We start from the raw sequence: 24504 nt of genomic DNA, 5'->3' as shown, positions 1-24504 counted from the left end.
TTGCTTCCTGAGGACTTTTATCCCTTGACAGCACCGGACATGAAACCTCGCACATAGTATTTCTGAAGGGCGAGGAAGAGAAATGCGCAAGGAATCATCAGGACTACAACACCTGCCTCGGTTATGCCATAGTCTATGGCGCCCAAGGCTTGGGAACGCATGTTGACCATGGCAAGAGGCAACGGTGCGTTCTCTGAACCGACCAGGTAGAGGGGAATCATGAAGTTGTTCCAAGCTTCGAGGAAGGCTAGGAGCCCAACTGTGATCATGGACGGGAGGACGGACGGGACAAGTATGCGAACCAGGGCCGTGAAAGAATTGCAACCATCGCATAGGGCCGCTTCCTCCAGAGATTTCGGAACCGTATTGAAGGCGATGCGCATGATGAATGTACCCATGGGCAATTGGAAAAGCGTCAGAACAAGCCCTACTCCGACCAGGGAGTCATTCAGGCCGATGTTCTTGAACCAAACCATCATGGGAATCAGCAAGGAAGCATAAGGCACCATCAGTATGCTGAGTGTCACCATGAACCCCAGATTTCTTCCAGGATAACGGAAACGGCTGAACGAATACCCAGCCAAGGTACAGACGACAACGGAGAAAACTACGGCAATGACAGTAACGATCACCGAATTTAAAACATAGTGCAGTAGACCTTCCTGGTAATGGGCCAGTTTAAGGTAGTTGGCGAATCCCCATCCTGAGGATTGCGATGATCCGGGTTGTGGAGACACGGAACAGACCACCACCCATACAAGAGGCGCTAAGAAGATCAGAGCGAGTACGGCCTGAAGCATCCGTGCCGTGTATGTTTTCCAACGAGGTGTAGACATAACCTGCTTCTTTCAGTCGTTATCATCGCGCATGCCGCGCAACTGAATGGAATTCAATACAATCAGGGCCATCAACACACATAGCGACAGGGCAGCGGCCATGCCTAGGTCCTTCTTAGATTCAAAGGCGAAGCTGTAAATGAGCTGTACAACGGTCAAGGTGGAGTTGTTGGGTCCTCCGCGTGTGATGATGAAAAATTGGTCGAATGCAAGGATCGATCCTGTTACGCAGTAGACCAAACACATGATGATGGTCGGTCGCATCAAAGGCAGGGTTATCGACGTGAAGATACGCAGAGGGCTTGCCCCATCCATCCTGGCCGCTTCATACAAGTCACCGGGTATCGCCTGTAGGCCGATCATCATGAGGAGCATGTAGTATCCGGAGAAACGCCACACGATTACGACAATTGTCGCCCACATTGCGCTGCGCCCTGTGGCAAGGACCGAGTCGCCCGGATTCATGAGTCCCAGGAAACTGAGGATGCCGCTTACTGGGCCGACCTGTGGAGAGTACATTGCGTAGAAAAGAAGTGACGCGGAGGCCAGACCTGTGGCGCTAGGCAAAAGGAAGCAGGTTCGGAGGATGCTGTTCCACCGGCTTGATTCCTGCACGATCAAAGCCAATCCCAATCCCAAGGCCAGGAGGATCACAGTCACGATGACCGTGTACTCGAGAGTGAAAACAATGGATTGGCCGAGTAATGGGTGCTGGAATACCTTTATGAAGTTGTCAGGGAAGTTGAATCCCCGGCTTCCGCTCATTAGGCCCCAGCGTGAACATGCCATGACGACCAGGAGAAGGCATGGGATAAAGAGCAGGGTGACTATGAACACCCAATCAGGGAGTGCGTAGAGCCATCCTCGTCTAGTCTCGGCCTTTTCGACATCAGTCAAGCCATGATTTTTGGATCTTTTGCCGCGTGCCGGATTCCGCGTATTTTGACCGGCCATTGTGTTTCCTTTCATGGATGGAGATAGAATGCGCATATACGAGTGGGGTATTGCAGACGCTTTTAGCTGTGGATTAAGCGATTTCAATGAGCTTCAAGGTATGAGCAATGGCAAGGTACCCTACTGTTTTCAACTTCGCAGGGCACCTTACCAAAGAGTCGACGGATGAGTATGCCAATCACTGACTGAGGACAGCCGTTATCGCCTTATTGTCGGCTTCGAGCTTTGAGGCATCTCCCCATATTTGATTCTGCAGGAGAATCTGCCATGGTGATCCGGAAGCGTTGAATGCTTCATTGAAATGTGGAGAGACTGGTGTGCGGCCATTTGCTAGAGTGCTGTTCTCGATCTGTATCCGCGGATCTGATTGGCTGTACCCATTTTTGAGCACTTTCAGATTTGCGGCCGTGTCACCTTTGTCAGCGAAGGCACCTTGCTGCGCCTTTTCTCCTGTCAGCCACTTGAGGAAGTTCCATGCCTGGTCGGTCTTCTTTGAATCCTTGCTGATGCCTATGGCATCTCCGCCTAAGAAAGTCGATCCTTTGCCTTCCTTGGTGCCTGGGATAGGAGCGACGCCAAAGTGGAATCCGCCATTCTGCTCGTTCTTTATCAGGGAAGCAATGGCAGTACCGGAGTATGGCATGACGCCAATCTTGCCGTTGAGGAAGGGGGTCGTCCACGTTGAACAGTTCTCTTCCTTGGAGCCTGCGCCGATTCCATTTTTAGTCTCTGCCAGGTCTCTGTATGCTTCATACACCTTCTTAGCGGAGGGGCCATCTAGCAAGGATTTGGTACCTTCCTTATTCATGACTTGGTCTCCGCTGGCCCAAACCATGGGGAAGAGCATAAAGATATCGGCCCCTCCGCATTGGCCGCCGACATAGGTTCCGGCAACCCCCTCATGGTCAAGCGCGGCAACCGCTTTGGCTTGTTGCTGGAATTCCTGAATTGTTGCAGGTCCCTTCTCGGGATCCAAGCCTGCCTGTTTATAGAGATCTTTGTTCCAAACCATGACTGAAACATCGGTGAAGAAAGGCAATGTATAGTTTCGGTTTTCCACCGTACCTGCGTCGATATGCCCCTGTTGCAGGTCTTTAAGATTGCTTAGGCCCTTGATCTGCTTGGTTATGTCAGAGAAAATCCCCTCAGAAGCCCAGTATGGTATCCTCACCACGTCTCCTGACAGAAGATCTGGCAGAGAATCCGTCTGGGAAGAGCTACCTACTTTTCCCTCCATATCTTCACTGGGCACAAGCTTGAGTTTGACGGAGTTCTTATGGGACTTGTTGTACAGGTTGACCACGTTCTTAGCCTGTGATTCCTTATCAGAGCGAACCCAAAGGACCAGTTCGGTTCCATCGTCGGTTCCGTCAGCCGTGATGTTTTTTGTGTTGGCTTCGCTGCTGCTGCCGCAGGCGGCGAGTTGGCCGATGCAGAGCACAGAAGCCATCAGGCCAAGACATAAGCGCTTTGTAATTGATATTGGTGTACGAGGATTTACCATATTGGCCTCCAATGCCCGGAACTCTTCTTCGAGCGGTTTCCTGTATGTACATTCCGGTTTGAATAGACGATTTTTTAGTAGACTAAAAGCTCAATCTGTTCAAACCTTTTCACAATATATAACATCAGTAAAAACATGTCAATTTGGAGTTTCTATTTCTCGTTGTGAAATAAATGAACTCACTATTTTCACTAGTAGTAAACTTGTTTGAGATTAGCGGTTTCGGCATGTATCCAGGGGGCAATATGGAAAAGGGCTCAAGAAAAAAATCTGCAAGACTAGTGGATGTAGCGGAGCGGGCTGGGGTTTCTGTGGCCACCGCTTCAAAAGCCCTTCATGATAATCCACGTGTGAGTGCACGAACCAGGAATCATGTCCAGAGGATCGCCAGTGAGTTGGCCTATACCCCTAATAAACTTGCCCAGTCGCTGGTCAGCGGGCTTACGGGAACTGTCGGACTGGTTACCTCGGATATGCAAGGCCGGTTCTCGACTCAGATTCTGATCGGTGCCGAGAATACACTTGAGGCCGAGTCCTTCTCGGTTCTCCTGACCAATGCTCGGGGCGATCCGTCCTTGGAGGCTTTGCATGTCAGGAAATTGCTTTCCTTGAAAGTCGACGGTTTCATTCTGATGGGAAGGGAGACTGACCCCCGTGCATCATGGGGTTCTGATTTGAATGTACCCTTAGTGTACGCTTATGCTCCCTCTACAGATCCGAGCGATGCTTCAATCACGTGCGATAACGTTGATGCCGGGAAAATGGCCGTCAACCATCTCATTTCCTGCGGTCGTCACAAAATTGCCATAATTGGTGGGGATGGAACCTTCGCAGCATCACAGGACCGGACCAAGGGCTCCATGACTGCACTCAAAGAAGCTGGCCTGAGGCCAGCGGGTCCTGTTCGATTCGGTCAGTGGGACGGCTCTTGGGGAAGGGGGGCCACTCGGTTGTTGCTCGATCAGGATGTCGATTTTGATGCGGTTGTGTGTCAGAATGACCAGATAGCGCGGGGTTGCATTGACGTGTTGAAGGAGCGCGGGATTCGGGTTCCCGAAGATGTCGCGGTTATCGGACATGACAATTGGAGCGAGCTGGTTGACATTTCCCGTCCAGAACTTACCAGCATTGACAATAACGCCATTGAAATCGGCAGTCAGGCTGCACAGATGCTTCTGGATGCCGTAGGGGGTAAGCCCCACCATGGCATCCGCTATCTGCCTTGTCGTCTTATACAGCGGGGATCGACGGTGCTGCTTGATTAGCATTTATGGTCAGCAATACCGGTGGGGATACCTGCGTCAGGCGTCTTCAATGGCGGCGGAGTAAGGCACATAGATAGTGCAATACACTTTCTTGCTTTTCAGGTGTTACTCCGGCAACCTTGTTTGGCAAGTGTCAATCTAGCCTTTTTTCCGACATTGTGATGCACAAGGCTGTTGCAATCGTTCTGTGTAATGTCTGAAAATCTTGTGGATAGTCGAATTATGGGTTTAGGGATCAAATTTTATAAGGCATAAGAGGGTGGATTGTTGGATGTTCTAGCCGAATCCAGTAGGTAGGCACTGCGAATGAGCCATATTATGAAAGTCCTTTCAACGCCATATCGGAATCCGAGCCACTCTTCTTACGCCAACGAAGTTCATCTGTCTTCATTCGCCATGTTGAGCATAGGGCATCAGCGATCAGGAAGGCTCATGCCATTACCGGATAAGCAGGCTTAATTGTTGAGTTTGCGGTAAGCGTCACGCATGCCACCGTCCATGGCATCGTCAAAGACGGCTGATTTCGTCGCTGACATCGGCATCTATTGAAATGAACAGATTGCGTCCGAATGATGGATATCGGTTGGGCGTTCGCATCCTGGTGCTCTAGCATCGTGGCCATGGAGAAAACGACATCACTGAAGCCTTGGTTGCCCAAGGGTGCCTTCTTCTATGTCGATGCCCGATGGCGTTGATGTTTTAGCCGGTTCTTCTTCTGATTCCTATATCTACCTCGGTGGTTGAGGTTGCTCTTTTATTATCTGCGGACATGCTGCCATAGGGAATTCGTATCTATGGCGTACAGAATCGGCATCGGGCGGGGTTTCATTGCCGTTTTCAATCCGCAGTATTTGACCTAGGAAGTGCCCTAATGACTATCAACGTAACTATAGAATCCTGCCGGTTCTCCAGCGGCCTCGATGCCCTGGCTATCTACAGGCGGCTGTGCACCAGATATCGGGAGGATCAGCTCTTCCTCCTAGAGTCTCTGAGTGGCCCCGATAAGGACCGGAATCGCTCAGTTATCGGATTCGAACCGATGTTGGTCGTGAGCGTGACGGACCACGTCATGACCATCGATCCTTTAGGCGATGCTCAGCTGACGGGCCTGCTGGAGGCTTTCGGACGGATTGAGCAGGGGGTGGTTCATCATCCGGTCCCCGACATCCACGAGGTCTTTGCAGTGCTGAGGCAGCTAGAATCCTCCTTCGCCATCAGCGGCGACCACGAAGGTCCTTTTGGGATGGGCTGGTTCGGCTACTTCGGGTATGACACCATCTTCATGATCGAGGATTTGGAGGAGCACATACCGAGGGATACTGCCTTGCCTGTCATCTCGCTGACGCTTTATCGGGGAATCATCACCCTGGATCTGAAAACCGGAGGTTGCAGCGCCACCCTGATCCATGTCGATAAGGATCCTGCTGGATGTGACAGCCGCGAGGGCAAGGAAAATCTGCAAGAGCGCGGATCTTCTGCACAGTCTGGTCCACAGATCCAGACTGCGGCAATCAAGAGCGGCAAGACCAGGCATGGATCCGTGTCCTTGGAAGATGTGCTAGGGCTGCTCCAATCCGACGCATCGCCGGGGCAATCTCCTGAATCAGATGTTGCCCATACTGGCATACAGGATGGCATAGGGCCGGACTATCCATATGAGGCCCGCGACACGATCGACCGGGGCCGTTTCTATCAGTGGTTTGCCAAGGGCAAGGAGCACATAGCCCAGGGCGATGTCTATCAGCTCCAGCTCGGGCATGAGATCCAAGTGGATTCTCGTATCCCGCCCTTCCAGGTCTACCAGCGGCTGCGTCTGCAGGATCCGTCCCCCTATATGTACTACTTCGTGACTCCCCAGGGGGTGCATGTCATCGGAGCCAGCCCCGAGCTCTTTATCGGGCTGACTCCTGATGGTGACATAACCCTGCGGCCCATCGCCGGAACGGTCGGCAATCCCGGAGATGGAGAGGCCCGCCAGGCGGCCATCAGGCAACTGATCGGCGACCCCAAGGAGCGGGCCGAGCACCTGATGCTGGTGGACCTGGGCCGCAACGACGTAGCCAGGTGCTGCACTCCTGAATCCTTGGAGGTGGACCGGCTGATGACCACCGAGGTTTACTCCCACGTCATTCATATGGTCTCGGATGTGGTCGGTCGAATCCGGCCTGGCCTGGACAAGTACGACGTCTTCTCGGCCGCCTTCCCCGCCGGCACCATGACAGGAACCCCCAAGGTGCGCGCCGTGGAGATCATCGAGGAGACCGAGGTCAGTTCGCGCGGGGTATATGCCGGGGCGGTGGGCTTCCTCGGATTTGACGGCCAGGTCCTGACGGCGCTGTGCATAAGGACGGCCTCCTACTATTCGGGCAGGTACCACCTGCGCGCCTCGGCCGGAATCGTCGAGGATTCTCAGCCGGAAAGCGAATGGCAGGAAACCATGAAGAAGATGAGTTCGGCCTACTTGGCCATCACCGGAAAGGAGCTGGCCCATGAGAGTCTTGCTGGTTGATGCCTTCGACAGTTTCGTCTACGTGGTCAAGAACTACGTGGACCTGCTGGGCGCCGATACGACCATTGTCCGGGTGAACCACCTTGCCGAGGTGGACCCGCTCACCTTTGACGCGGTCATTCTGGGTCCCGGACCGGGTCGCCCGGAAGACTGCGGCTACCTGGAGCTCTTGGACCAGGTGGCAGGACGGAAGCCGGTCTTCGGCATCTGTTTGGGCATGCAGGCCATCGCGGTACATGCCGGAGCTCGGGTGGTCAGAGCCTCCAGTCGTCAGCATGGCAAGGTGAGCGGGATAAGAAACGACGGGAAGGGCTGCTTCAAGGGCCTGCCCGATACCTTCGATGTGACCAGATACCATTCCCTGGTTGCCGACGAGGCCTCGGTCAGTCAGGTCGCCGACCTGGAGATCAGCGCGCGCTCGCTTCTGGATGGCTATGTGATGGGTTTGAGGCGGAACCAGTCGCTCATGGAGGGCGTCCAGTTCCATCCCGAGAGCATCGGCAGCCAGTATGGTCACCAGGTTATTGGCAATTTCTTCAAAGAGTACTCCGGCTGATTTGATGGGGACTGTCTCATCAGGACCGGATCGGGTTGTTTTCTCCCGCAATCCGCTATTCAGCAAGCAAGGCCAGTGATCTCTCTGCGTAAGTCCATCAAGATGCTGCGGCGGATTCGATTTGGCAGCTCATGACCTGACGCTCATACGATCAGGGGAACTTGTGCGACCGCTCTCTAAACTCACAGGTCAGGGAGGACAAAGGTGGGTAGCCACCCGAGTGTAAGGTTCGGCCGGTCAGGACATCTCGCTGCGGCCCTGGCGCCAATAACCCATGAAAGATACGTTGCGACGGTCCATTCCCCGGTCTCTGACCAGCATGCGTCTCAGCTCGCGAACGGTGGCTGCCTCTCCGGCGATCCAGGCATACAGGTCGTCGGCATGAATAGAGGCATCGGCTTGGGTGGCATCGGCAGTCTCCCAGAGCAGCTCTTTGTCGATATCGACCTCTGTGAATTCCTGGGAGGATTCAGCGGCTGCGGCCGTAGGCGAATGGATCGGCAGGTCCTCCAGCAGGCTGCGCATGGCTTCAGTCAGGGCGTGCCCATGCCCGGATTCGTCGCAGGTCGTCCAAATTATGCGGATTCCTTCATGCTCGGGCAGCGGAAGACGATCCTCTTCGGTCGGGACTTCGATCACTGCCACCCCGTCGCCCTGCCAGTGGTCGCGGATCAGACTGTCCATTATGGCGGCGATGGCTGGTACCGCCGTCTCGTCGCCCACTAGGAGGAGATGTCTGGATTGCCCTGGATGAAAGTCCATACCTGCGACCGGTCCTCCGGCCTGTGCATTCGGGCCGATGATGATGGCCTGGTCGCCAGGCCTTGCAGCCTCCGCGAAGGCTCCAGCCGGTCCGGCATGATCGTGGATGACGAAGTCCACATCGATTTGCTCGCTCTCGGGTCTGACCTTGCGAACCGTATAGGTGCGCAGGGGATTGCGGCGCTCTGCGGGCAGGGTCCTCCACTTTCGGTACCAAGCAAGTGGATCTTCAGGGGTCGCCTCGAAGAAGGAAGAGGGCGGCACGGATCCGTCGGGGAGGGGCAGGAGGATTTTGATTCGCTCATCGTAGCCAGCGTCTGCAAAAATCTTCAGATCCGGTCCCTGGAAGACGATTCGCTTGAAGTGGGGCGAGAGCGTTTCCGCTTTGGCTACGCAGACACGGAAAGGGATCAATGGTACAGGACGACTGGCTTGGTGTTCCATGGCTGGCTCTCTTTCGGTTGGGGCTTATGGATTGATCCGGAGGTCAAGTTGCCTGAGGATGGGGCTCCGCTCAGGTTGTCACGGTTCGTGGATCGGTGGTTTTAAGGCTTTGTGGTTTGGGACATTGGTGGTAGCGGTGCGGAGAACAGGACGAGGGGTTTACTTCAGGGGCTTTGCTTCATTGGACCATCTGGTGTCGTCCTGTCGAGTCATTCCAGTGTACGTGTACATTACAAGCCGCGCCAGAGTGAGCTGCAAGACTATGGAGGGGCGCTGGTGTCATCAGCGGGGTGCCGGTGGGCCCATCCTTCACCACGGTGGACGCGATGTCGAACACCTCCGTGACCAGGTTCTCGGTCATGACCTCGTCGGGAGCGCCCAGGGCGACCCTCCTGCCATCCTTGATGGCCAGGATCCAATCCGAGTATCTGGCGGCCATGTTCAGGTCGTGGAGAACCATGACCACCGTGACGCCCTCCTGCCTGTTCAGGGTGCTCAGCAGGTCAAGCACCTCAAGCTGGTAGGCGATGTCGAGGTAAGTGGTCGGCTCGTCAAGAAGGAGTATGTCGGTCTGCTGGGCGAGGGTCAGGGCAATCCAGGCGCGCTGGCGCTGGCCTCCGGACAGGCGGTCGATTGGGCACCCCGCCATATCGGTCAGTCCGGTCAGGGCAAGGGCCCGTTCCACCGCCTTTTCGTCCTTGTCCGTCCACCGCTCGACGAAGTGGTGGTGGGGGTATCGGCCGCGAGCGACCAGGTCGGCGATGGTGATGCCGGCGGGGGCTGACGGGTTCTGTGGCAGCAGCCCCAGAATCGTTGCAACCTTGCGGGTGGGGATGCTGGTGATGGGCTCTCCATCCAGCATGACGGCCCCCGAGGCCGGTTTCAGTATCCTGGCCATGGCCTTGAGGAAGGTTGATTTTCCGCACCCGTTGGGTCCGATGATGGACCCCATCGTGTGTGGGGGTATATCCAGACTCAGGTCCTCGATGACCGTACGCCCGCCATAGGTGAGGCGAAGGTGCGAGGCGGTCAGCTTATGCGCGCTGCTCCAGGAGTCGTGTGCCAGGGGTGACGTCATGATGTTCAGAGCTCCTGTCTGCGGGTCATGAGGACCATGATCAGGATGAGGACGGGGCCGCCCACAATGCTGGTGATGATGCCGACCGGCACCTGGGTTGTGGGCAGATGTTGAGCGACGATGTCCGACCCAAGAACCAGGCAACCTCCCACCAGGCCCGACTGGATAAGGGCCGATGTTCCCCGACCAACCAGGACTGCAGCGATGGGGCCGGAGAGGAACGAAACAAAGGAGATGGGACCGGTGGTCGCCGTTGCGACAGCCAGGAGTAGCACACCCACGATGATCACCTCGAACTGGACACGGCTTACTCTGACTCCCAGTCCGGCGGCCATCTCCGGTCCCAGCTGCAGTGTGCTGACATTCCTGTCGAGTGCCAGCAGGAGCATGGCGCCGACGAGGGTTGTTGTTGCCAGTATGGGTAGATCGGACCACTGGGCATCGGCCAGGCTGCCCGTCAGCCACCGGGTTGCTGCCTGGATGTCCCATTGGTTGCTGCGAACCATGAGCCAGGAACCCAGAGCATTGAACCCTGCGGCCACTCCGATTCCGATCAGTATCAGCCGGGTCGGGTCGAACGAACCGCGCCAGGCCAGGGCCATGACCAGGAGGGCTGTCAGGAGACCGCCCATGACCGCCAGGCAGGCCAAGGGCATGCCCGACAGACCCAATACGACAATGCCGAAGATGGCGGCCGTGTTGGCTCCTGCCGTGATGCCGATGATATCCGGGCTGGCCATCATGTTGCGCAGGAGGTGTTGGAAGCCAATTCCGGCCATGCCGAATGCGATGCCGGCGGCGCAGCCGATCAGTGCCCTGGGCATGCGGAGTTGGAGAATCACGAATCTGGTCCCTTCGTCTCCCTGCCCCAGAAGCGCTCCAATCAGGTCGCTCATGGAGTATGTGCGGTGTCCCAGAACCAGGTCGGACAGCGCGAGAGCAACCAGGAGTACCACAAGCAGGATGGTGACTGCCAGTGAACGAACGGTATGGGTCCGTCGTATCCGTTGCAGGTCGGTCATCGCATCGGGTCTATGCGCATCATGAAGGAGGCAAGCATCCATGCCTATACCTCCGCGGTTCTTCTGCGCCCGGCCAGAATCACGAATACGGGAGCCCCAATCAGTGCCGTGACGATGCCGACCTCTACATCGGATGGACGGGTGATTATCCTGCCCACCACGTCGGCGCCAACCACCAGAAGGGGGCCGATGAGGATGCTCAGAGCCATGATTCGTCTGTAGTCGGGTCCTATAAGCAGTCGTGCCACATGGGGGACCACCAATCCGACGAAGCCAATCGGACCCGCCAGTGCCGTACAGGAGGCGCAGAGGAGTATCGCCGCAAGCCAGGCCAGGCTGCGGACACGTCCGACGTGCATACCCAGTCCTTCGGCCATCTGATCACCCAGGGTCAAGGCGTTGATTCCGGGCGTCAGGCAGAAGGCGAGTATCAGTCCAAGAGCGAGAAGAGGCAGGACCGGCATCATGAGGTCGAACCGGGCGCCCGAGATTCCGCCCACCTGCCAGAAACGATAAGAGCTGATGACATTGATGCGCGGCAGAAGGATGGCGGAGGTAAGGGACCCCAGTACCGAGCTGATTACGACGCCGGCCAGGGTCAGCCGCAGTGGAGAGGGACCGGATGGCCTCAGGGAGCCTATGGCCCAGACGACCAGTGCGGTCGTCGCACTGCCCAGCAGTCCCACCCAGACATACTGGGCCGGGGTCGATAGGGAGAAGAAGGCTATGGAGCAGACGATCGCCAGGGCCGCCCCCGTATTGAAACCCAGAATCGACGGGTCCGCCAGTGGATTGCGTGATATGCCCTGCATCAGGGTTCCGGCCACCCCGAGCCCGGCACCGACCAGGAGGCCGAGGACGGTGCGGGGGATTCTCAGGCGAATGGCCGAGACCGCGATGTCATCCGGGGAGGCGGACAGGGCGTGGAGGATGTCGGAAGGGCTGACGGAACGGGATCCGAAAACCAGGGACAGGGCGCAGACCATGACCAGGCAGACCGCCAGAATCAGCCCGGACAAGACCATGGGTCCGTTTCCATTGCGATGCATGGCTGCCCGCCGACCGCATATATGCGCCACCTCTCCCTCTTTCATCCCCTCACCTGCGGCCTGATCAGACCTTGGCGGCAGCCTCGCCCAGAAGCCCTGCGTATGCGTCGGTCGTCTTCTGGATGGACAGGGCCGAGGGGTCAAGGGCATTGGCCATCTCGCTGTCATTGTCGATGACCACGACGGATCCGCGCTCAACTGCGGGAATCTTGGAGAGGAGGGGGTCCTTGCGCATCGCTTCAAGCAGGTCCGGGGTGCCGTAGGTAACGATGATGTCGACATCCTTGTACCTGTCGGCATGCTCGGAGGAGATCTCCTTGTAGAAGTTCTTGGTGCTCTTGGAGTCCTCCTTGATGGACTCCGGAGTCTCCATACCGAGGTCGTTCAGGAACTGAGGCCGGGCGTCGGAGGTGGTGTAGACGCTGAACTTAGAGAGCTTGGAAGCATCGAAATACATAACTGCCGCGGTCTTGCCCTTGATGGCCGGTTGGGTCTCTCCGGCCTTTGAGATGCGCTCCTCCAGGTCGGATATCAGCTGCTTGCCCTTTTCGGGTTCTCCGATGGCTTTGGCTGTGGACGTGATGACCTTGCGCCAGGGGTCGCCCCAGGCAACCTCTTGATAGGCGATTGTCGGCGCAATCTTGCTCAAGGTGTCATACTGCTTCTTGGTCATGCCGGAGAGCAGGCCGATGATTAGATCGGGCTTGGACGCGGCGATGGCCTCGACATCGATGCCGTCCGATTCGTCATGCAGCTTGGGCATATCCGCCTTGGCCACATGCATCTCATCCAGGGCATCCTTGGTCCAGGGCAGATACCCTCCATCCACGGTCTTGCCGAAGGAGTTCTTCTGGATGCTGACCGGCACGACCCCCAAGGCGATGAGGTTGTCGGGAGTGGCCCATCCGACGGTGGCGATGCGCTTGGGCTTGGAAGGGATCGAGGTGGTGCCGTAAACATGATCGATCTTGACGGGGAAGGAGCCTTGCCCTTCCGAGGCCTTTGACTGGCTGGACTGGCCTGCCTGCGAGCCAGATCCGCAGGCGCCGAGGAAGAATAGGGCGCTTGCCAGTATCAGGATGATTGCGATAGTGCGCTTGAATCGAGTGAGGGAAAGGAATGGTCGAATGTGCATGTGGTTCCTTTGATCGTGCTGTCGAATTGGCATGGTGCACCAGAGCCAGGTACCAGATGTAGCATCGGCCCGGCGGGAAGAAAAGAGTTGATTTCCTTGGTTGCGTGTGTTAACGGAGCATCTGCAAAGGCGGTAGGCAAATGCCGACCTCAGCGTCTTTGTGATCAAGGGCATGGGTAATCTAATGAATTCAGTGTTCCTTGCTGCTTCGTAAATGATCTCCAACCACTTCGGTGCGGCATATATCAAGGTTTTTCAGATGGGTTCAGACTGGGCGTGATGCATGAAGGCGGTCCTCTGCGATCGCCATCATCGGCCTGGGGAATGGGTACCCCGGCCCGGTGTATAGTGGCAAGCGGGTTCCTGCGGGGGCCCGGATACATGCATGGGGATGGGCCCTTGCGCCCGACCTCTTGTGTCCTTTTATTATCAGTGGATGGTGAAGTCATATGACTGCCGGCTTCCTTTGCGAGAAGCTGATCCCGGGCAGGGCCCTCTGAAGCCCTTTAGGCTCTGTAGGCCCGCTGGTTCAACCCGCCCATAGGGGCGGCGACTCCGTTATGCCCGGTCTGGCGTCCCTGTGAGGCGTCTCTCGTGGTACTCCGGACCGCATTGGTTCGATTCCGATTTCGGTCCCGGTCTGGGTGCACATGAATTTGCAAGCACTGAGCACGGAAATGGCATTTATTTTGATTGATTTCATCAAGCATTCCAACATAGGTATACGTGAAGGTTGCAGGTCTCCGCAGGCCGGAGGTGATGAGAGTCCGGCCCTGGCCCTCTCCCACGTCTGGCGGTCCTTCGCCGGAAAGCGAGGTGGGAGGAAGGAGGGATCCCAAACAGTCCTATCGGACATCAGTCTGAAGGTGGATCGGAGAAAGATACAGGCCTTGGTCGGTCTGAATGGGGCCGGCAAGACCACCCTGGTCAAAATCGCTTCCACACTTCTAACCCCAACCCGTGGCGAGGTGAGCGTGGACGGAGTGGATGCCCTTGCCGATCCGAGCCAGGCCCGGAAGAGATTGGGGCTGGTGCTCGGTGGGGACAGGGGTTTCTACCCCAGGGCCACGGTGATGGCCAATATGCGTTTCTTCGCCGACTTGGCCGATGTGCCTTACCGGCAGAGGGACAGAGAAATCGGCCGTGTCCTGGAGGCGGTGGGTCTGAACGGTAAGGAGCGTCATGCAGTATATGAGCTCTCGCGAGGCCAGACCCAGCGTCTCCACATAGCAAGGGGGCTCTTGGGTTCCCCCAGCCTCCTCCTTTTGGACGAACCAACTGATGGCCTGGACCCGAGCGCAGCCCTGCGCATCCGCAGCCTGATCCGTTCAGTGGCGGATTCGGGGGTGGGCATCCTCCTGACCAGCCATGGCATGGAGGAGGTGGAGGAACTGGCCGACCGTATAGCCGTCATCGATTCGGGCAGGATCCTGGTCGATGGGTCCCTGGAGGTCGTCCGGCGGTTCGCCGACGTGGGTTGGGTGGCTTCCTTCACCCTGAGGCCGGACCAATTGGCCGACCCGGGTATTCTGATTGACTGGGTTGGTCGGCGCGGTGTGGTTCTCACACGGCCATCAGGTCCCGACTGGATGATCTCCATCCTCTGGAAGCGAGCCTCGGAGAAAGAGCTAGGGCCTGCGGGTGCAGAGCCGATCCGTCTGAGACGAGGAATGGCCCGGTTCTTCGCGGACCGATCACTCGACTGTCCGGCAGATCTCCTAGTCAGGCCTGCAGGTCTGGAGGACGCTTTCCTGGCCCTGGCCGCCCGTCCAGGCGCGGAGGCGAATCTATGATGAGGATGCTCAGAGAGGCCGCCTTCCAACTGTGCGAATACACCAGAACCACCTACTTTATTGAGATCCTCCTGGTAGCCACCCTCTCAACCTGTCTGGTCCAACGGTTGGGAGTCAGGGCCTGGGGATCCGACCCCTATCAGGGGTTTCTCCGTTCAGCCGTCATAGGCCTGTGGACCTCCTGCACCTCCGCCGCAGGTCTGATCGGTTTCGAACGGCGCAAGGGGACCCTGGCTCATCTCATGGTCAGCGGGTCCGGCCCCCGGCCTGCCATCCTGGCCCTGATCTCTTCAACTGCCACCTTTGGCCTGCTGGCTTTTCCCCTAGCCGGTGTGGCCTGGCTGATTCCAGGACCGGGTGCCCTCCTACCCACCGAGCTGGGGGAGCATTGGCCGGTCCTGGTCCTGGGAGTGCCCCTGATTTGGCTAGGGGCCCTGGTCATGGCTCTGGTGGTGGCCTGTCTCTTCGTGATGACCCCCTATGCCACGGCCTATGAAGGCCTGGTCCTTGTCCCCTGTATGGCCCTGTCAGGGGTTTTCGAGGGTCAGGCAGGAGCGATTGACCTGGGGGAGGGGTTGAAGAATCTGATCCCCACCCGGCCTGCCCTGTCCATTATGAAGGCAGGTGGCATTGCCTTCGGTCCGGAGGCTCCCATCCTTTGGTGGGACCTGGCTTGCTGGCTGGTGGCGCTCCTCCTGTGGATCAGCCTGGCCGCTCGCCTTGCCGACATTTCCGAGGCTAGAGCCAGGCGTGACGGCACAATCGAGGTGATCTGACTGTGAGTTGGGTTCATAGGATGCTCACCGTTGCCAATGTCAGCTGGCGCTCTTCCATGCCTGCTGGCCGGCCCCTGGCCCTCCTGGTATCCCTGGTCGTTGTCCCCATTCTGGACGTGGCCTGCCAGCTCATGCTCGGAGGAAGCCTGAACTCCCCCGCCCTGGCTCGCATCGGATACGCCGGTGGTCTGGTGACTGCGGCCTGCCAGGTGGCGACCGTCATGGCCAGCGGCATGACCATGGACAGGGAGGAGGGAATCATCCCACAGGTCCTGATACGCCGTCCGATGGACCTGGCCTACTGGATTGGTCTGGGTCTTCCAGGTGTGGTGGCTGCCTCAGTCACAGGGCTGGTCGCCCTGGCCGGAACCCTGGTACTGAATGTCGGACACGGCCCGTCTGATTTTCTCCGGGCCCTGAGCCTCCTGCCCACCGCCCTATTTGCAGGTTTGGCCTTGGGACTCCTTGTGGGTGGCCTTGGCCTGTTGACTGCGGATTCCTTCGCCCCGCTGAATGCGGTTACTGTCTTACTCCCGGTGGCTGTGGGTGTGGTCGTGCCCGCTGAAGCCTATCCGGTCCCGCTTCGTTGGTTCGCAACCAACCTCCCCTTGGGGGTCACGATCCAGGCCGTGGAAGATTATGGCCTATCCTGGACGGCGGTCCTTCTTGCCGAGGTCATCAGGGGGCTGGTGGAGATAGCCATCGGTCTAGCGGCCTCTGTAGCGGCCCTGCGCAGAATACGGTCAGGGGCCTACCTGAGGTTGTGATTCAAGGATGCGGAAGACAGGAGGGGCTGCGCGCGTGCATGCACCCCTCCTCCTGTCTCAGGTGTTCGTCTAGCAAGACATTATGTCGGCGTGAGAATCCGTTTCGACTCCTTTATCTTTCTTTATTTTCGGTCTTTAGTCTGGCTCCTGCCACAAGGAAACGAATAGGAGCTGACCATGCGTTACATATTGAGGACCGAGGGGCTGACCAAGGTCTTCGGCCACAGACAGCGGGCCGTCGACCAGGTGTCCCTGCATGTTCCTGAGGGCGGAGTCTACGGGCTCCTGGGCCCAAACGGGGCCGGCAAGTCCACTACTTTGAAGATGGTCACAGGCATGTTGCACCCCACTGGCGGATCCATGATTCTGGATGGGCACCCCTGGTCGCGCCGGGACCTCTATGACATCGGCGCCCTGATCGAGCAGCCGCCCGTCTATCCCAACTTGACGGCCCGTCAGAACCTCAAGGTGCGCACAACCCTGTTTGGCCTGCCTGATGAGCGGATCGACCAGGCGCTCTCCATTGCCGGGCTGAGCGATACGGGCTCCAAGAAGGCTGGGCAGTTCTCCCTGGGTATGAAGCAGCGCCTGGGGATAGCCAACGCCATTCTGACCAAACCCCGTCTGCTGATTCTGGACGAGCCCACCAACGGGCTGGATCCGTTGGGCATCGAGGAGCTGAGGGGGATGATACGCAGCTTCCCGCAGCAGGGGATGAGCGTGATCGTCTCCAGCCATATCCTCTCCGAGGTGTCTATCCTGGCGGATCACATCGGCATCATCGCTGACGGTCGCCTGGCTTATGAGAATGAACTGCACGCCGGGGAGGACCTGGAGGGGCTGTTCATGGACGTGCTCAGGAGGTCACGATGAACGAGAGGAATGCCAGCGAACTCATCCAGCAGAATACGACTGCTTCAGACAACCGGGCCGAGGCAAGGCTCGGGACTAGGGGCAACGGCATCCCCTTCGGCAGAATCCTGGCAGCGGAGATCATGAAGGGCCGGTCGGCCGCACCCAGGAGGATGGCCTTGGCCTTCCCCCTGGTGCTCATTGTCATCGTGGCTTGCTTCGCATTCGGTTTGCATGTCTGGATGCCCTCCTGGATCAACTACTGGTATGTTCTGCTCCTCCCAGCCATGACTGCTCTGATAAGCGTCGCCGTGGCCAACATCGAAGGAAAGCAGCGTTGGAGAACAACCCTGTCCCTGCCCGCCGCGCCCGTTATGGTCTGGTGGGCCAAGATCGTCTACTGTCTGCTTCTGGTTGGCCTCGCCACCCTGCTGGCTCTGGGCCTTTCGGCACTCATAGTCGCCGTTTCCGGGGTTCAGGGCCCCTCCCTGGTCGATTTTGTAGTCAGCGCCCTGATGCTGGTCCTGGCCTGCTCCTGGATGATACCGACTGGACTGGCACTGACCGCCCGATTCGGCGTTCTGATCGGGTTCGGCCTGCCTTACATGGTGGACCTGCTGGTCTCAATCATCTTCTGGGGAAGCCAACGGCTATGGCCCTTCCTGCCGCCCGCCGCCATGATCAACCTGCCGGTGCCCTTCATGAAGGTCATGCCTGATGGTGTGCCCCTGGAGACTGAAGACAACAGTCCCATCAAGGCTGCGCTGTCTGTCTTCGGCGGGCAAAGCCTGACGGCCTTGGTGGCCGGTCTGGTCTGGTTCCTGCTTCTGTCCGTCCTGACGGGCATCTGGTTCTCGCGGAAGGAGACCAACTGACATGGCTGGGATGACAGTCGGCCGGGTCGTGGCCTCGGAAGTCGTGAGATTGCACGGATCTGTGCTTATCGCCATCCATGTCGTCTGCGGGTTGGCGGCCGGACTCGTCTGCGGTGCCTACTTCGCCGCAGCCCCCTATGATCCCGGGTTGGAGACCGATGCCTTCTTTCAGGTCCTAGGCGCTTTCATGCCCCTAATGGCTGCCATCGTAGTTGCCATAAACATCGAGACTGAGCGTGAGGCCGGCGACATGGCCAACCTTCTGGGGATTCCCAGCCGCCGTCTGGGTCTGGCAGCCAAGGTCCTGGTGCTCTGGCTTCTGGGTCTGCTGGCCCTGGCCTTGGCGGCTCTGGCATTCTGCCTGCCCATGGCTCTGGCTGGCGGACTGGGCGCACCAATCTCGGCCATCGCGCTCGCCACCCTGGGCATGGCAGGCGGTTCCCTCTGCCTCTACCTTTTCTCCATCGCCCAGGCCCTGAGCTTCGGCCGGAATGCGACCATCGCCATTGGTGTCCTTGGCACCGGGGTATCCATCAGTTCCCTTGGTGGCCTCTTCAACGGCCTGTACAGCCGTACTTTATCCGGTGTCGCGAGCACGCCCGGGATCAGCCGGTGGATACCCTTTACCTGGCCTACCAGGTTCGGCTCCCTGGGGATCGAGCAGGCCCTGGCCTTGACCATGCCGGGAGGGGAGGGCCTGCGTGCCTCAATCGGCGTGACGGCTGTGGATAATCTGGTTCCCTGTCTGGTCCTCACCCTGACCTTGGGCCTGGCCCTCTTGCTCTGGATCGGCAGGTTCGAGGATCGGCGAAAGGCCAGCGATTAGACTGGATTGCAGGGCATCCGGTCCGTAAGGAATCTGTCCTGCAAGAAAATCGTCCTGCAAGAAATCAGGCTTACAAGAATCCTGGCCTGCAAAAGGTCCATTCTCAAACGTTGCTGGGCCGGGTCGCTAAGCGCAGAAAAGGAGCCAATCGTGGCTGACGTGCACGCCGGAGGTTCCCCCGGGGACGATCGGTATCGGGCCTCCATCCTGGTGGTGGATGACGATCCAAGGATCACCACCCTGCTGATGGCGGCCCTGTCCAAGGACGGCTATGCCGTGACCGTGGTCAACGAGTCGCGGAAAGTTGTAAGCATGGACCTGTCCTCGGTCGACCTGATTCTCTGCGATGTCATGATGCCTCACATGGACGGCTTTGCCCTCCTGGCTGCCATCAGGGAACGGGTGTCCTGCCCGATCATCTTTCTGACGGCCAAGACCGATGAGGACAGTGCGGTCCTGGCCTATGGTCTGGGTGCCGACGACTATATACGCAAGCCCTTCGGCATTGCCGAGCTCCGAGCCAAGGTCAGGGCGAGGCTTTCCCAGGGCAGTCGGCGCGGGCGCCCGCTCTTGCATTTCGGATCCTTGGACATGGACCTTCAGGCGCGGCAGATCAGGGTGGACGGGCACAACGCCAATCTGACGGATGCGGAATACCGCATATGCGCCCTGCTGGCAGAACATCCCGGTCGGGCCTACGCGCCCATGCAGATATGGGAGGCCTGCCTGGCCGCAGAGGATGATCCGGCCGCCGACGATGCGGACAGCGATGCCACGGCTTCGGTAAGAGTGCATCTGAGCAATGCCCGGCGCAAGCTCAAAGCCCTGGGGGTGGACCCCATCAGGACCATCTGGTCAGTGGGGTACCAATGGGTGGCCTGACTGACGGCGCGCCCGAGTCGCCGATGGAGCAGAGCCTCGACGGCAGGGGCCGGCCAAGCCGCAGGGGAATGCCCATCGTTCTGCTGATCATCAGATACTTTCTCTACGTGCTGCTGATTCTGGCTCTGCTGTTCGCCGGCATATATATGGTCTGGATAAACCTGGGGGCCAGGGGCGACTTCTTCTGGGCCAACTATGGCGAGCAGCATCTGGAGAAGGTGGGGCGCTCCATTGGCCGTACGACCACTGTTGTCGAATCCCTGATTCCCGCCGCCTACTGGTACCGAACCTATGACAGTCAAGGGCATCCCGTGGGGGGCGATATGAAGGGCGGCATGGCCAGCGAGGCCGATCAGCTGGCCGCCGACCATCGGGCGCATAGCGTATCTAAGCCATCGGAAGAGCGGAGAGAGAAGACGGGACGGCCCCTTGCCACTCGCGCAAAGCCGGATGCGACCTATGTCGTCTATGCCACAGCCGATGGGCGGCCATGCGTTCTGGCCTATCGGATTCAGCCGCAGTGGGCGTCAAGGCAGACCCGGGACCGCTATCCCAATCCCCAGAACCTGCTGCTCGCGTCTTACGGGATCGCTTTGCTGCTCACCCTCCTGTTGGTCGGGCTGCGGGCGGCCCATGTCATATCGTCCAAGCTCAAGGTCTTCAACCAGGTGGCTGACGACATAGGGCGGCAGGACCTGGACGCCTCACTGCCCTGCAGCAACGTGCTGGAGATCAACCGGGTGCTGGGGTCCTTCGACAGGATGCGCGTCACGTTGAGGGAATCGCTGGAGAAGACCTGGACGGCCCAGGAGTCCCAGCGTCGGCAGGTGGCGGCTCTGGCTCACGACTTGAAGACGCCGCTGACCATCATGCGAGGCAACGCCGACCTGCTGGGGGAGACCGGGCTCAGCCAGGAGCAGCAGTCCTACCTGGACTCCATTGAGGATGCCATCCGTGAGATGGCCGACTATGCCCAGGCCATCAGCCAGGGTTCCATGGGCACCGCTTCAGAGCGATCCGGGGTCACGACAGTTGCCTTGAGGGATATGGTCGACAACCAGGCCCAGGGGTACCTCAATGCTCGGGGTCTGCGACTCGAGAGGGATGACCGCCTGGGTTCAGAGACTGGCCAGGTTTCCGGTAATGCTGTTGACCTTGCCCGGGCGATCATGAACATCGTGGCCAACGCGGCTGACTACTCGCCGGACCATGGTCTGGTGACGCTGACATGGAAGCTGGAGTATGGCCAGGAGGGCGGGCGAGCCTTGGTCGTGACCGTGCATGACCAGGGTCCAGGATTTAGCAGCCGGGCTCTGGCCCACGCCACGGAATGGCTCTATCAGGCTGACAGCAGTCGGCACGGCTCCGGCGGCCACCATGGCATCGGCCTGGCTGCCGCCCGGTCAACTGTCGAGAGTGCAGGAGGCCGCCTGACCCTGGGGAATGCAACCGATGGCAATGGCGCAGTAGTCACGGTATCTTTGCCGGTGCAGTGAATGAGGCGGGGTGAATATCGGCCACGGCCAACTCGGTGTCCGACTAAAAATTGCACAGTGATAAAGATCTGGAAATAGTGTTAATCATGGATTGATAATTATAAAAACATCAATTTTTAGCGATTATTTTAGTAATCAATTACTAAAGTTTGCCATTCTTTAGTAAATCTGTATGATAAAGATAACAGAGATTATCAATTTGTAGGGGCCTGTATGCAACAATCAGATGACGCTGAACAAAACGATCTGTCGCTGGAGGAGGTTGTGCGTTCGATTCAGCGCAAGGGTTGCGAAGGCCAATCGATAGAAGTCAAAGCCGCCAGCCAGGGGACTCCGAAGGTGTATGACTCGCTGTCGTCGTTTTCCAACCAAAACGAGGGCGGCATCATCGTATTCGGGCTGGATGAAAGTCTTGGATTTGAGGTTGTCGGCGTCCATGACGCGCAGGAGCTGGAAAAGGCGGTAACGGCACAGGGCAAAGAGATGTATCCCGAGGTCAGACCGGTCTATAGCGAAAGCCTGATTGACGGCAAGACCGTGGTGTCGGCTTACATCAACGGCAAACCCATGGGCGAGAGGCCTGTCTACCGTAAGACAGCAGGCATCAGCGCAGGCAGCTACACCCGGATCGGGGATGCCGATGCCCGCATGACGCCTACGCAGCTGTATGAGATCGAGACTTTCAAGGACGGTCGGCGCGACGATGTATCGGTAGACCCTCAGGCCGATTCCGATATGTTGAACCCAGGAAAACGTCATGATTTCATTAGTCGCGCACAGCGGGAACGCCCGCTCCTGGCCAGAAGGAATGAGGACGAGATCCTGGAGCTATCAGGTGTCTGCCGTCGTGGATCTCCCACTCTTGCAGGTCTGATGACCCTTGGCGAATACCCGCAGCAGGTGTATCCGAACCTCTGCATTACCGCCGTGGTTGTGCCGGGAACCAAGGCCGGAACTGGTCTTGGGGGAGAGCGGTTCCTTGACAATCAGCGCTTTGAAGGGACCATTGACCGCATGCTTGAGGATGCCATGGCCTTTGTGCGGCGCAACAGCAGAACCAGGACGGTGATCAGGGATGGGGTGCGCACTGATATTCCTGAGTATCCCGAAACCGCAGTCAGGGAAATCCTGACCAACGCATTGATGCATCGTGACTATGGCCCATACTGCAACGGAACGCCGGTCAGATTGACGCTCTTTGCCGATCGTCTTGAATGCTGGAATCCTGGTGGTGTATATGGCGGTCAGAGCATCAACGACTTGGGCTTTGCCAACAGTCAGACCAGGAACCCTACCCTGGTCAGTCTGCTGGAGATTGAGGGTATTGCCGAGAATCGGCACTCAGGGATTCCGGCTATCCGCGAGGAGGCCAAACAGTGTGGATATAAGCCTGTAGAGTTTCAGGATCGGCAGGCTTCCTTCACTGTGCGCTTCTACTCTGTGCCGGAGCGTGCTGGTGCGGCGGAAGCAACCGTTCCTTGGTCCGGAACCGCAGTATCAGATCCTGCGAAGAAGAGCATTGGAATACGAGACAGGATTCTCGATTTCTGCAAGGAGCCCCAATCGCTCGAGAGTGTTGCGCATGCGCTGGGATTAGGCAAGTACTATGTCCGCAGGCGGTACATCGAGCCGCTGCTCGTAGAAAATGCACTCTCCATGACGCTTCCCGATAGACCCCGGAGCAAGTACCAACGATATGTGGCCAATGATTCCTTCTCTGAAGTGTCTTCGGGGAAGCAGCCGTGAATGGCATACCGTAAGGGCAGGCATTGCCGGGCGGCCATGATGAAGCAGGGTCATAACATGGTGAATGTCTTTTTCTCGAGATTATGCCGCCCGGCTTGAATCCCGCTCCACCAGAATCGGTTCAATCAATACAGAGCCGTGTACATGCCGGGAGTTGCTGAACTCGTCCATCAATAGGGCTGCGGCCTTGCGGCCCATGTCGACGCCGGGCGCAGCGACGACTGACAAGGGGACCTTGGGATAGTTGCCCGTGCGGGCACCTTCGGTGCCGATGATTTTGATGTCGTCGGGTACGCGATATCTGTGCTTCTCCTGCAGGGCATTGATGATTCCCACCCCGAGCACATCGGTGCCGGCAATGATGCCGTCAGGGACTGTCGTAGGCGGGAGCTGGCTGATCTCGCAGCCGACCTCATAGCCGTCTTCTATCATGATTCCGTGTGAGTCGATGATTGACAACTTGGCCTGGGACTGCTCTCGCATGGCCCGCTGAACCCCCGTATAGCGGTCGTATATGGACTGATAGTCGAAGGAGTGGGATACGAAGGCGATGTGTTGGCATCCAGCTTCCAGCAAATGCCTGGTCGCCATCTGCCCTACGGCGAGGTTGTTCTCCAGGACGCTGCAGTTTTTGGTTTTGCTGCTGGGCTCCACATGATCGACCAGCACTACGGGCAGCTTGACCGAGGCCGCCCACTCCAAGTCAGCGGTGCAGTCCACTACGCTGCAGAGAATAACCCCCTTGACGCCCAGTGAGTAGAAGAGCTTGAGCAGGCTGGTCTGGCGTTTCGAATCGGAATAAGCATTGGTGCCTATCAGCTGCATGTCCTTGTCTTCGCAGATTTCCTGAGCCCCTTCGAATACGGAGGTGAACAGGGAATGCTCGATATCGGTCATGATGATGCCGATGGTGGACTGTCCGGTCAGGGCCGCGGCTCCACGAGCTGGGCGGGGCACATAGCCGAGTTCGTCTATTGCTGCGCTGATGCGTTCTTTCAGAGTCTGCGAGACGCGGTCGGGATAGTTCAGATAATTAGAGACAGTGCCCAGCGAGACTCCGGCTTTCTGGGCGATGTCTGCAACGCCCACCTTGCCTCTGCCTGACGGGACGGCTGCGTCTTGTGCGGACGACATTGTGTCGGATTCCTTCCTGCTGACCATGATTATCGCGTAAAACCAGCCTAACGCTTAGCTTCCGGCAGTACCGAGTCTTGTTTGGAAACAAGGATTGAAATTTTCAAAAAGTGAGTTAGTATTAATCCATGACAAGGCAGTCTCTCGCCTTATATATGGAATGAAAAATAAAAAATGACCGGTGTCGGGCTTCGATATGCAAGGTCGCGCCCGGCGCTCGCCTCAATGACAGAGGAGAAAAAT

Annotated in this window: 21 protein-coding genes; 12 read left to right on the top strand and 9 right to left on the bottom strand. The window is 57.9% G+C overall.

The features are described from left to right. Positions 1–17: 17 nt before the first annotated feature. From QRX41_RS03005 to QRX41_RS02995, 3 genes are all read right to left on the bottom strand, one after another. Positions 18–836, bottom strand: coding sequence for a carbohydrate ABC transporter permease (locus QRX41_RS03005; protein WP_313838585.1), 819 nt, complete (start codon positions 834–836; stop codon positions 18–20). A gap of 12 nt (positions 837–848) precedes the next feature. Then, positions 849–1790, bottom strand: coding sequence for a carbohydrate ABC transporter permease (locus QRX41_RS03000; protein WP_313838584.1), 942 nt, complete (start codon positions 1788–1790; stop codon positions 849–851). A gap of 178 nt (positions 1791–1968) precedes the next feature. Beyond that, complete coding sequence (locus tag QRX41_RS02995; protein ID WP_313838583.1) at positions 1969–3294, bottom strand: ABC transporter substrate-binding protein; 1326 nt, start codon at positions 3292–3294, stop codon at positions 1969–1971. Positions 3295–3539: 245 nt separating this feature from the next. Between QRX41_RS02995 and QRX41_RS02990 the strand changes: the two genes are divergently transcribed. From QRX41_RS02990 to QRX41_RS02980, 3 genes are all read left to right on the top strand, one after another. Then, a complete protein-coding gene (locus tag QRX41_RS02990) occupies positions 3540–4559 on the top strand; it encodes a LacI family DNA-binding transcriptional regulator (protein ID WP_313838582.1) in 1020 nt (339 codons plus the stop codon). Between the two features lie 871 nt (positions 4560–5430). Next, the gene (locus tag QRX41_RS02985; protein ID WP_313838581.1) at positions 5431–7068 is read left to right on the top strand and encodes an anthranilate synthase component I family protein; all 1638 of its coding nucleotides are present in this window, start codon (positions 5431–5433) and stop codon (positions 7066–7068) included. Then, positions 7049–7624, top strand: a complete 576-nt coding sequence (locus QRX41_RS02980) for an anthranilate synthase component II (protein WP_313838579.1) — start codon at positions 7049–7051, stop codon at positions 7622–7624. Before QRX41_RS02985 ends, QRX41_RS02980 begins: the two co-directional genes overlap by 20 nt. Positions 7625–7861: 237 nt before the next feature. On the opposite strand, the gene QRX41_RS02975 is transcribed toward QRX41_RS02980, so the two are convergent. The 5 genes from QRX41_RS02975 to QRX41_RS02955 all read right to left on the bottom strand — a co-directional run bounded on the left by QRX41_RS02975 (position 7862) and on the right by QRX41_RS02955 (position 13114). Next, a complete protein-coding gene (locus tag QRX41_RS02975) occupies positions 7862–8830 on the bottom strand; it encodes a siderophore-interacting protein (protein ID WP_313838577.1) in 969 nt (322 codons plus the stop codon). Positions 8831–9008: 178 nt separating this feature from the next. Beyond that, the gene (locus tag QRX41_RS02970; protein ID WP_313838576.1) at positions 9009–9908 is read right to left on the bottom strand and encodes an ABC transporter ATP-binding protein; all 900 of its coding nucleotides are present in this window, start codon (positions 9906–9908) and stop codon (positions 9009–9011) included. A 5-nt stretch (positions 9909–9913) separates the two neighbouring features. Further along, positions 9914–10930, bottom strand: coding sequence for a FecCD family ABC transporter permease (locus QRX41_RS02965; protein WP_219997291.1), 1017 nt, complete (start codon positions 10928–10930; stop codon positions 9914–9916). Positions 10931–10974: 44 nt separating this feature from the next. Continuing rightward, complete coding sequence (locus QRX41_RS02960) at positions 10975–11955, bottom strand: FecCD family ABC transporter permease (protein WP_313838575.1); 981 nt, start codon at positions 11953–11955, stop codon at positions 10975–10977. A gap of 88 nt (positions 11956–12043) precedes the next feature. Next, on the bottom strand, positions 12044–13114 hold the full coding sequence (locus tag QRX41_RS02955; protein WP_313838573.1) for an iron-siderophore ABC transporter substrate-binding protein: 1071 nt from the start codon (positions 13112–13114) through the stop codon (positions 12044–12046). A gap of 890 nt (positions 13115–14004) precedes the next feature. On the opposite strand from QRX41_RS02955, the gene QRX41_RS02950 reads away from it, so the two are divergent. From QRX41_RS02950 to QRX41_RS02910, 9 genes are all read left to right on the top strand, one after another. Further along, positions 14005–14907 (top strand): ABC transporter ATP-binding protein, encoded by a 903-nt coding sequence (locus QRX41_RS02950; protein ID WP_231575807.1) that lies wholly within the window; start codon positions 14005–14007, stop codon positions 14905–14907. Further along, on the top strand, positions 14907–15683 hold the full coding sequence (locus tag QRX41_RS02945) for a multidrug ABC transporter permease (RefSeq protein ID WP_156147979.1): 777 nt from the start codon (positions 14907–14909) through the stop codon (positions 15681–15683). Before QRX41_RS02950 ends, QRX41_RS02945 begins: the two co-directional genes overlap by 1 nt. Positions 15684–15685: 2 nt before the next feature. Then, on the top strand, positions 15686–16450 hold the full coding sequence (locus QRX41_RS02940) for a hypothetical protein (RefSeq protein ID WP_156147978.1): 765 nt from the start codon (positions 15686–15688) through the stop codon (positions 16448–16450). A gap of 177 nt (positions 16451–16627) precedes the next feature. Beyond that, entirely contained in the window at positions 16628–17323 is a 696-nt protein-coding gene (locus tag QRX41_RS02935) for a lantibiotic protection ABC transporter ATP-binding protein (protein ID WP_313838570.1), read from the top strand. Further along, positions 17320–18177: an ABC-2 family transporter permease gene (locus QRX41_RS02930; RefSeq protein WP_313838568.1), complete on the top strand. Its 858-nt coding sequence runs from the start codon at positions 17320–17322 to the stop codon at positions 18175–18177. Before QRX41_RS02935 ends, QRX41_RS02930 begins: the two co-directional genes overlap by 4 nt. 1 nt (position 18178) lies before the next feature. Further along, the gene (locus QRX41_RS02925) at positions 18179–19003 is read left to right on the top strand and encodes an ABC transporter permease (RefSeq protein WP_313838567.1); all 825 of its coding nucleotides are present in this window, start codon (positions 18179–18181) and stop codon (positions 19001–19003) included. A 150-nt stretch (positions 19004–19153) separates the two neighbouring features. Further along, complete coding sequence (locus QRX41_RS02920; protein ID WP_110413570.1) at positions 19154–19885, top strand: response regulator transcription factor; 732 nt, start codon at positions 19154–19156, stop codon at positions 19883–19885. Then, on the top strand, positions 19873–21381 hold the full coding sequence (locus QRX41_RS02915; protein WP_110413569.1) for a sensor histidine kinase: 1509 nt from the start codon (positions 19873–19875) through the stop codon (positions 21379–21381). The genes QRX41_RS02920 and QRX41_RS02915 overlap by 13 nt, the downstream gene beginning before the upstream one ends. Before the next feature lie 213 nt (positions 21382–21594). Further along, positions 21595–23127: an ATP-binding protein gene (locus QRX41_RS02910; protein ID WP_110413568.1), complete on the top strand. Its 1533-nt coding sequence runs from the start codon at positions 21595–21597 to the stop codon at positions 23125–23127. An 81-nt stretch (positions 23128–23208) separates the two neighbouring features. Here QRX41_RS02910 and QRX41_RS02905 read toward each other — a convergent pair whose 3' ends face one another. Beyond that, on the bottom strand, positions 23209–24261 hold the full coding sequence (locus QRX41_RS02905; RefSeq protein ID WP_045924975.1) for a LacI family DNA-binding transcriptional regulator: 1053 nt from the start codon (positions 24259–24261) through the stop codon (positions 23209–23211). Between the last annotated feature and the right edge of the window lie 243 nt (positions 24262–24504).

The sequence above is a fragment of the Bifidobacterium kimbladii genome (assembly GCF_032193675.1).
Classification (GTDB): Bacteria; Actinomycetota; Actinomycetes; order Actinomycetales; family Bifidobacteriaceae; genus Bombiscardovia; species Bombiscardovia kimbladii.
This window is presented reverse-complemented; position numbering and strand designations above follow the sequence as displayed.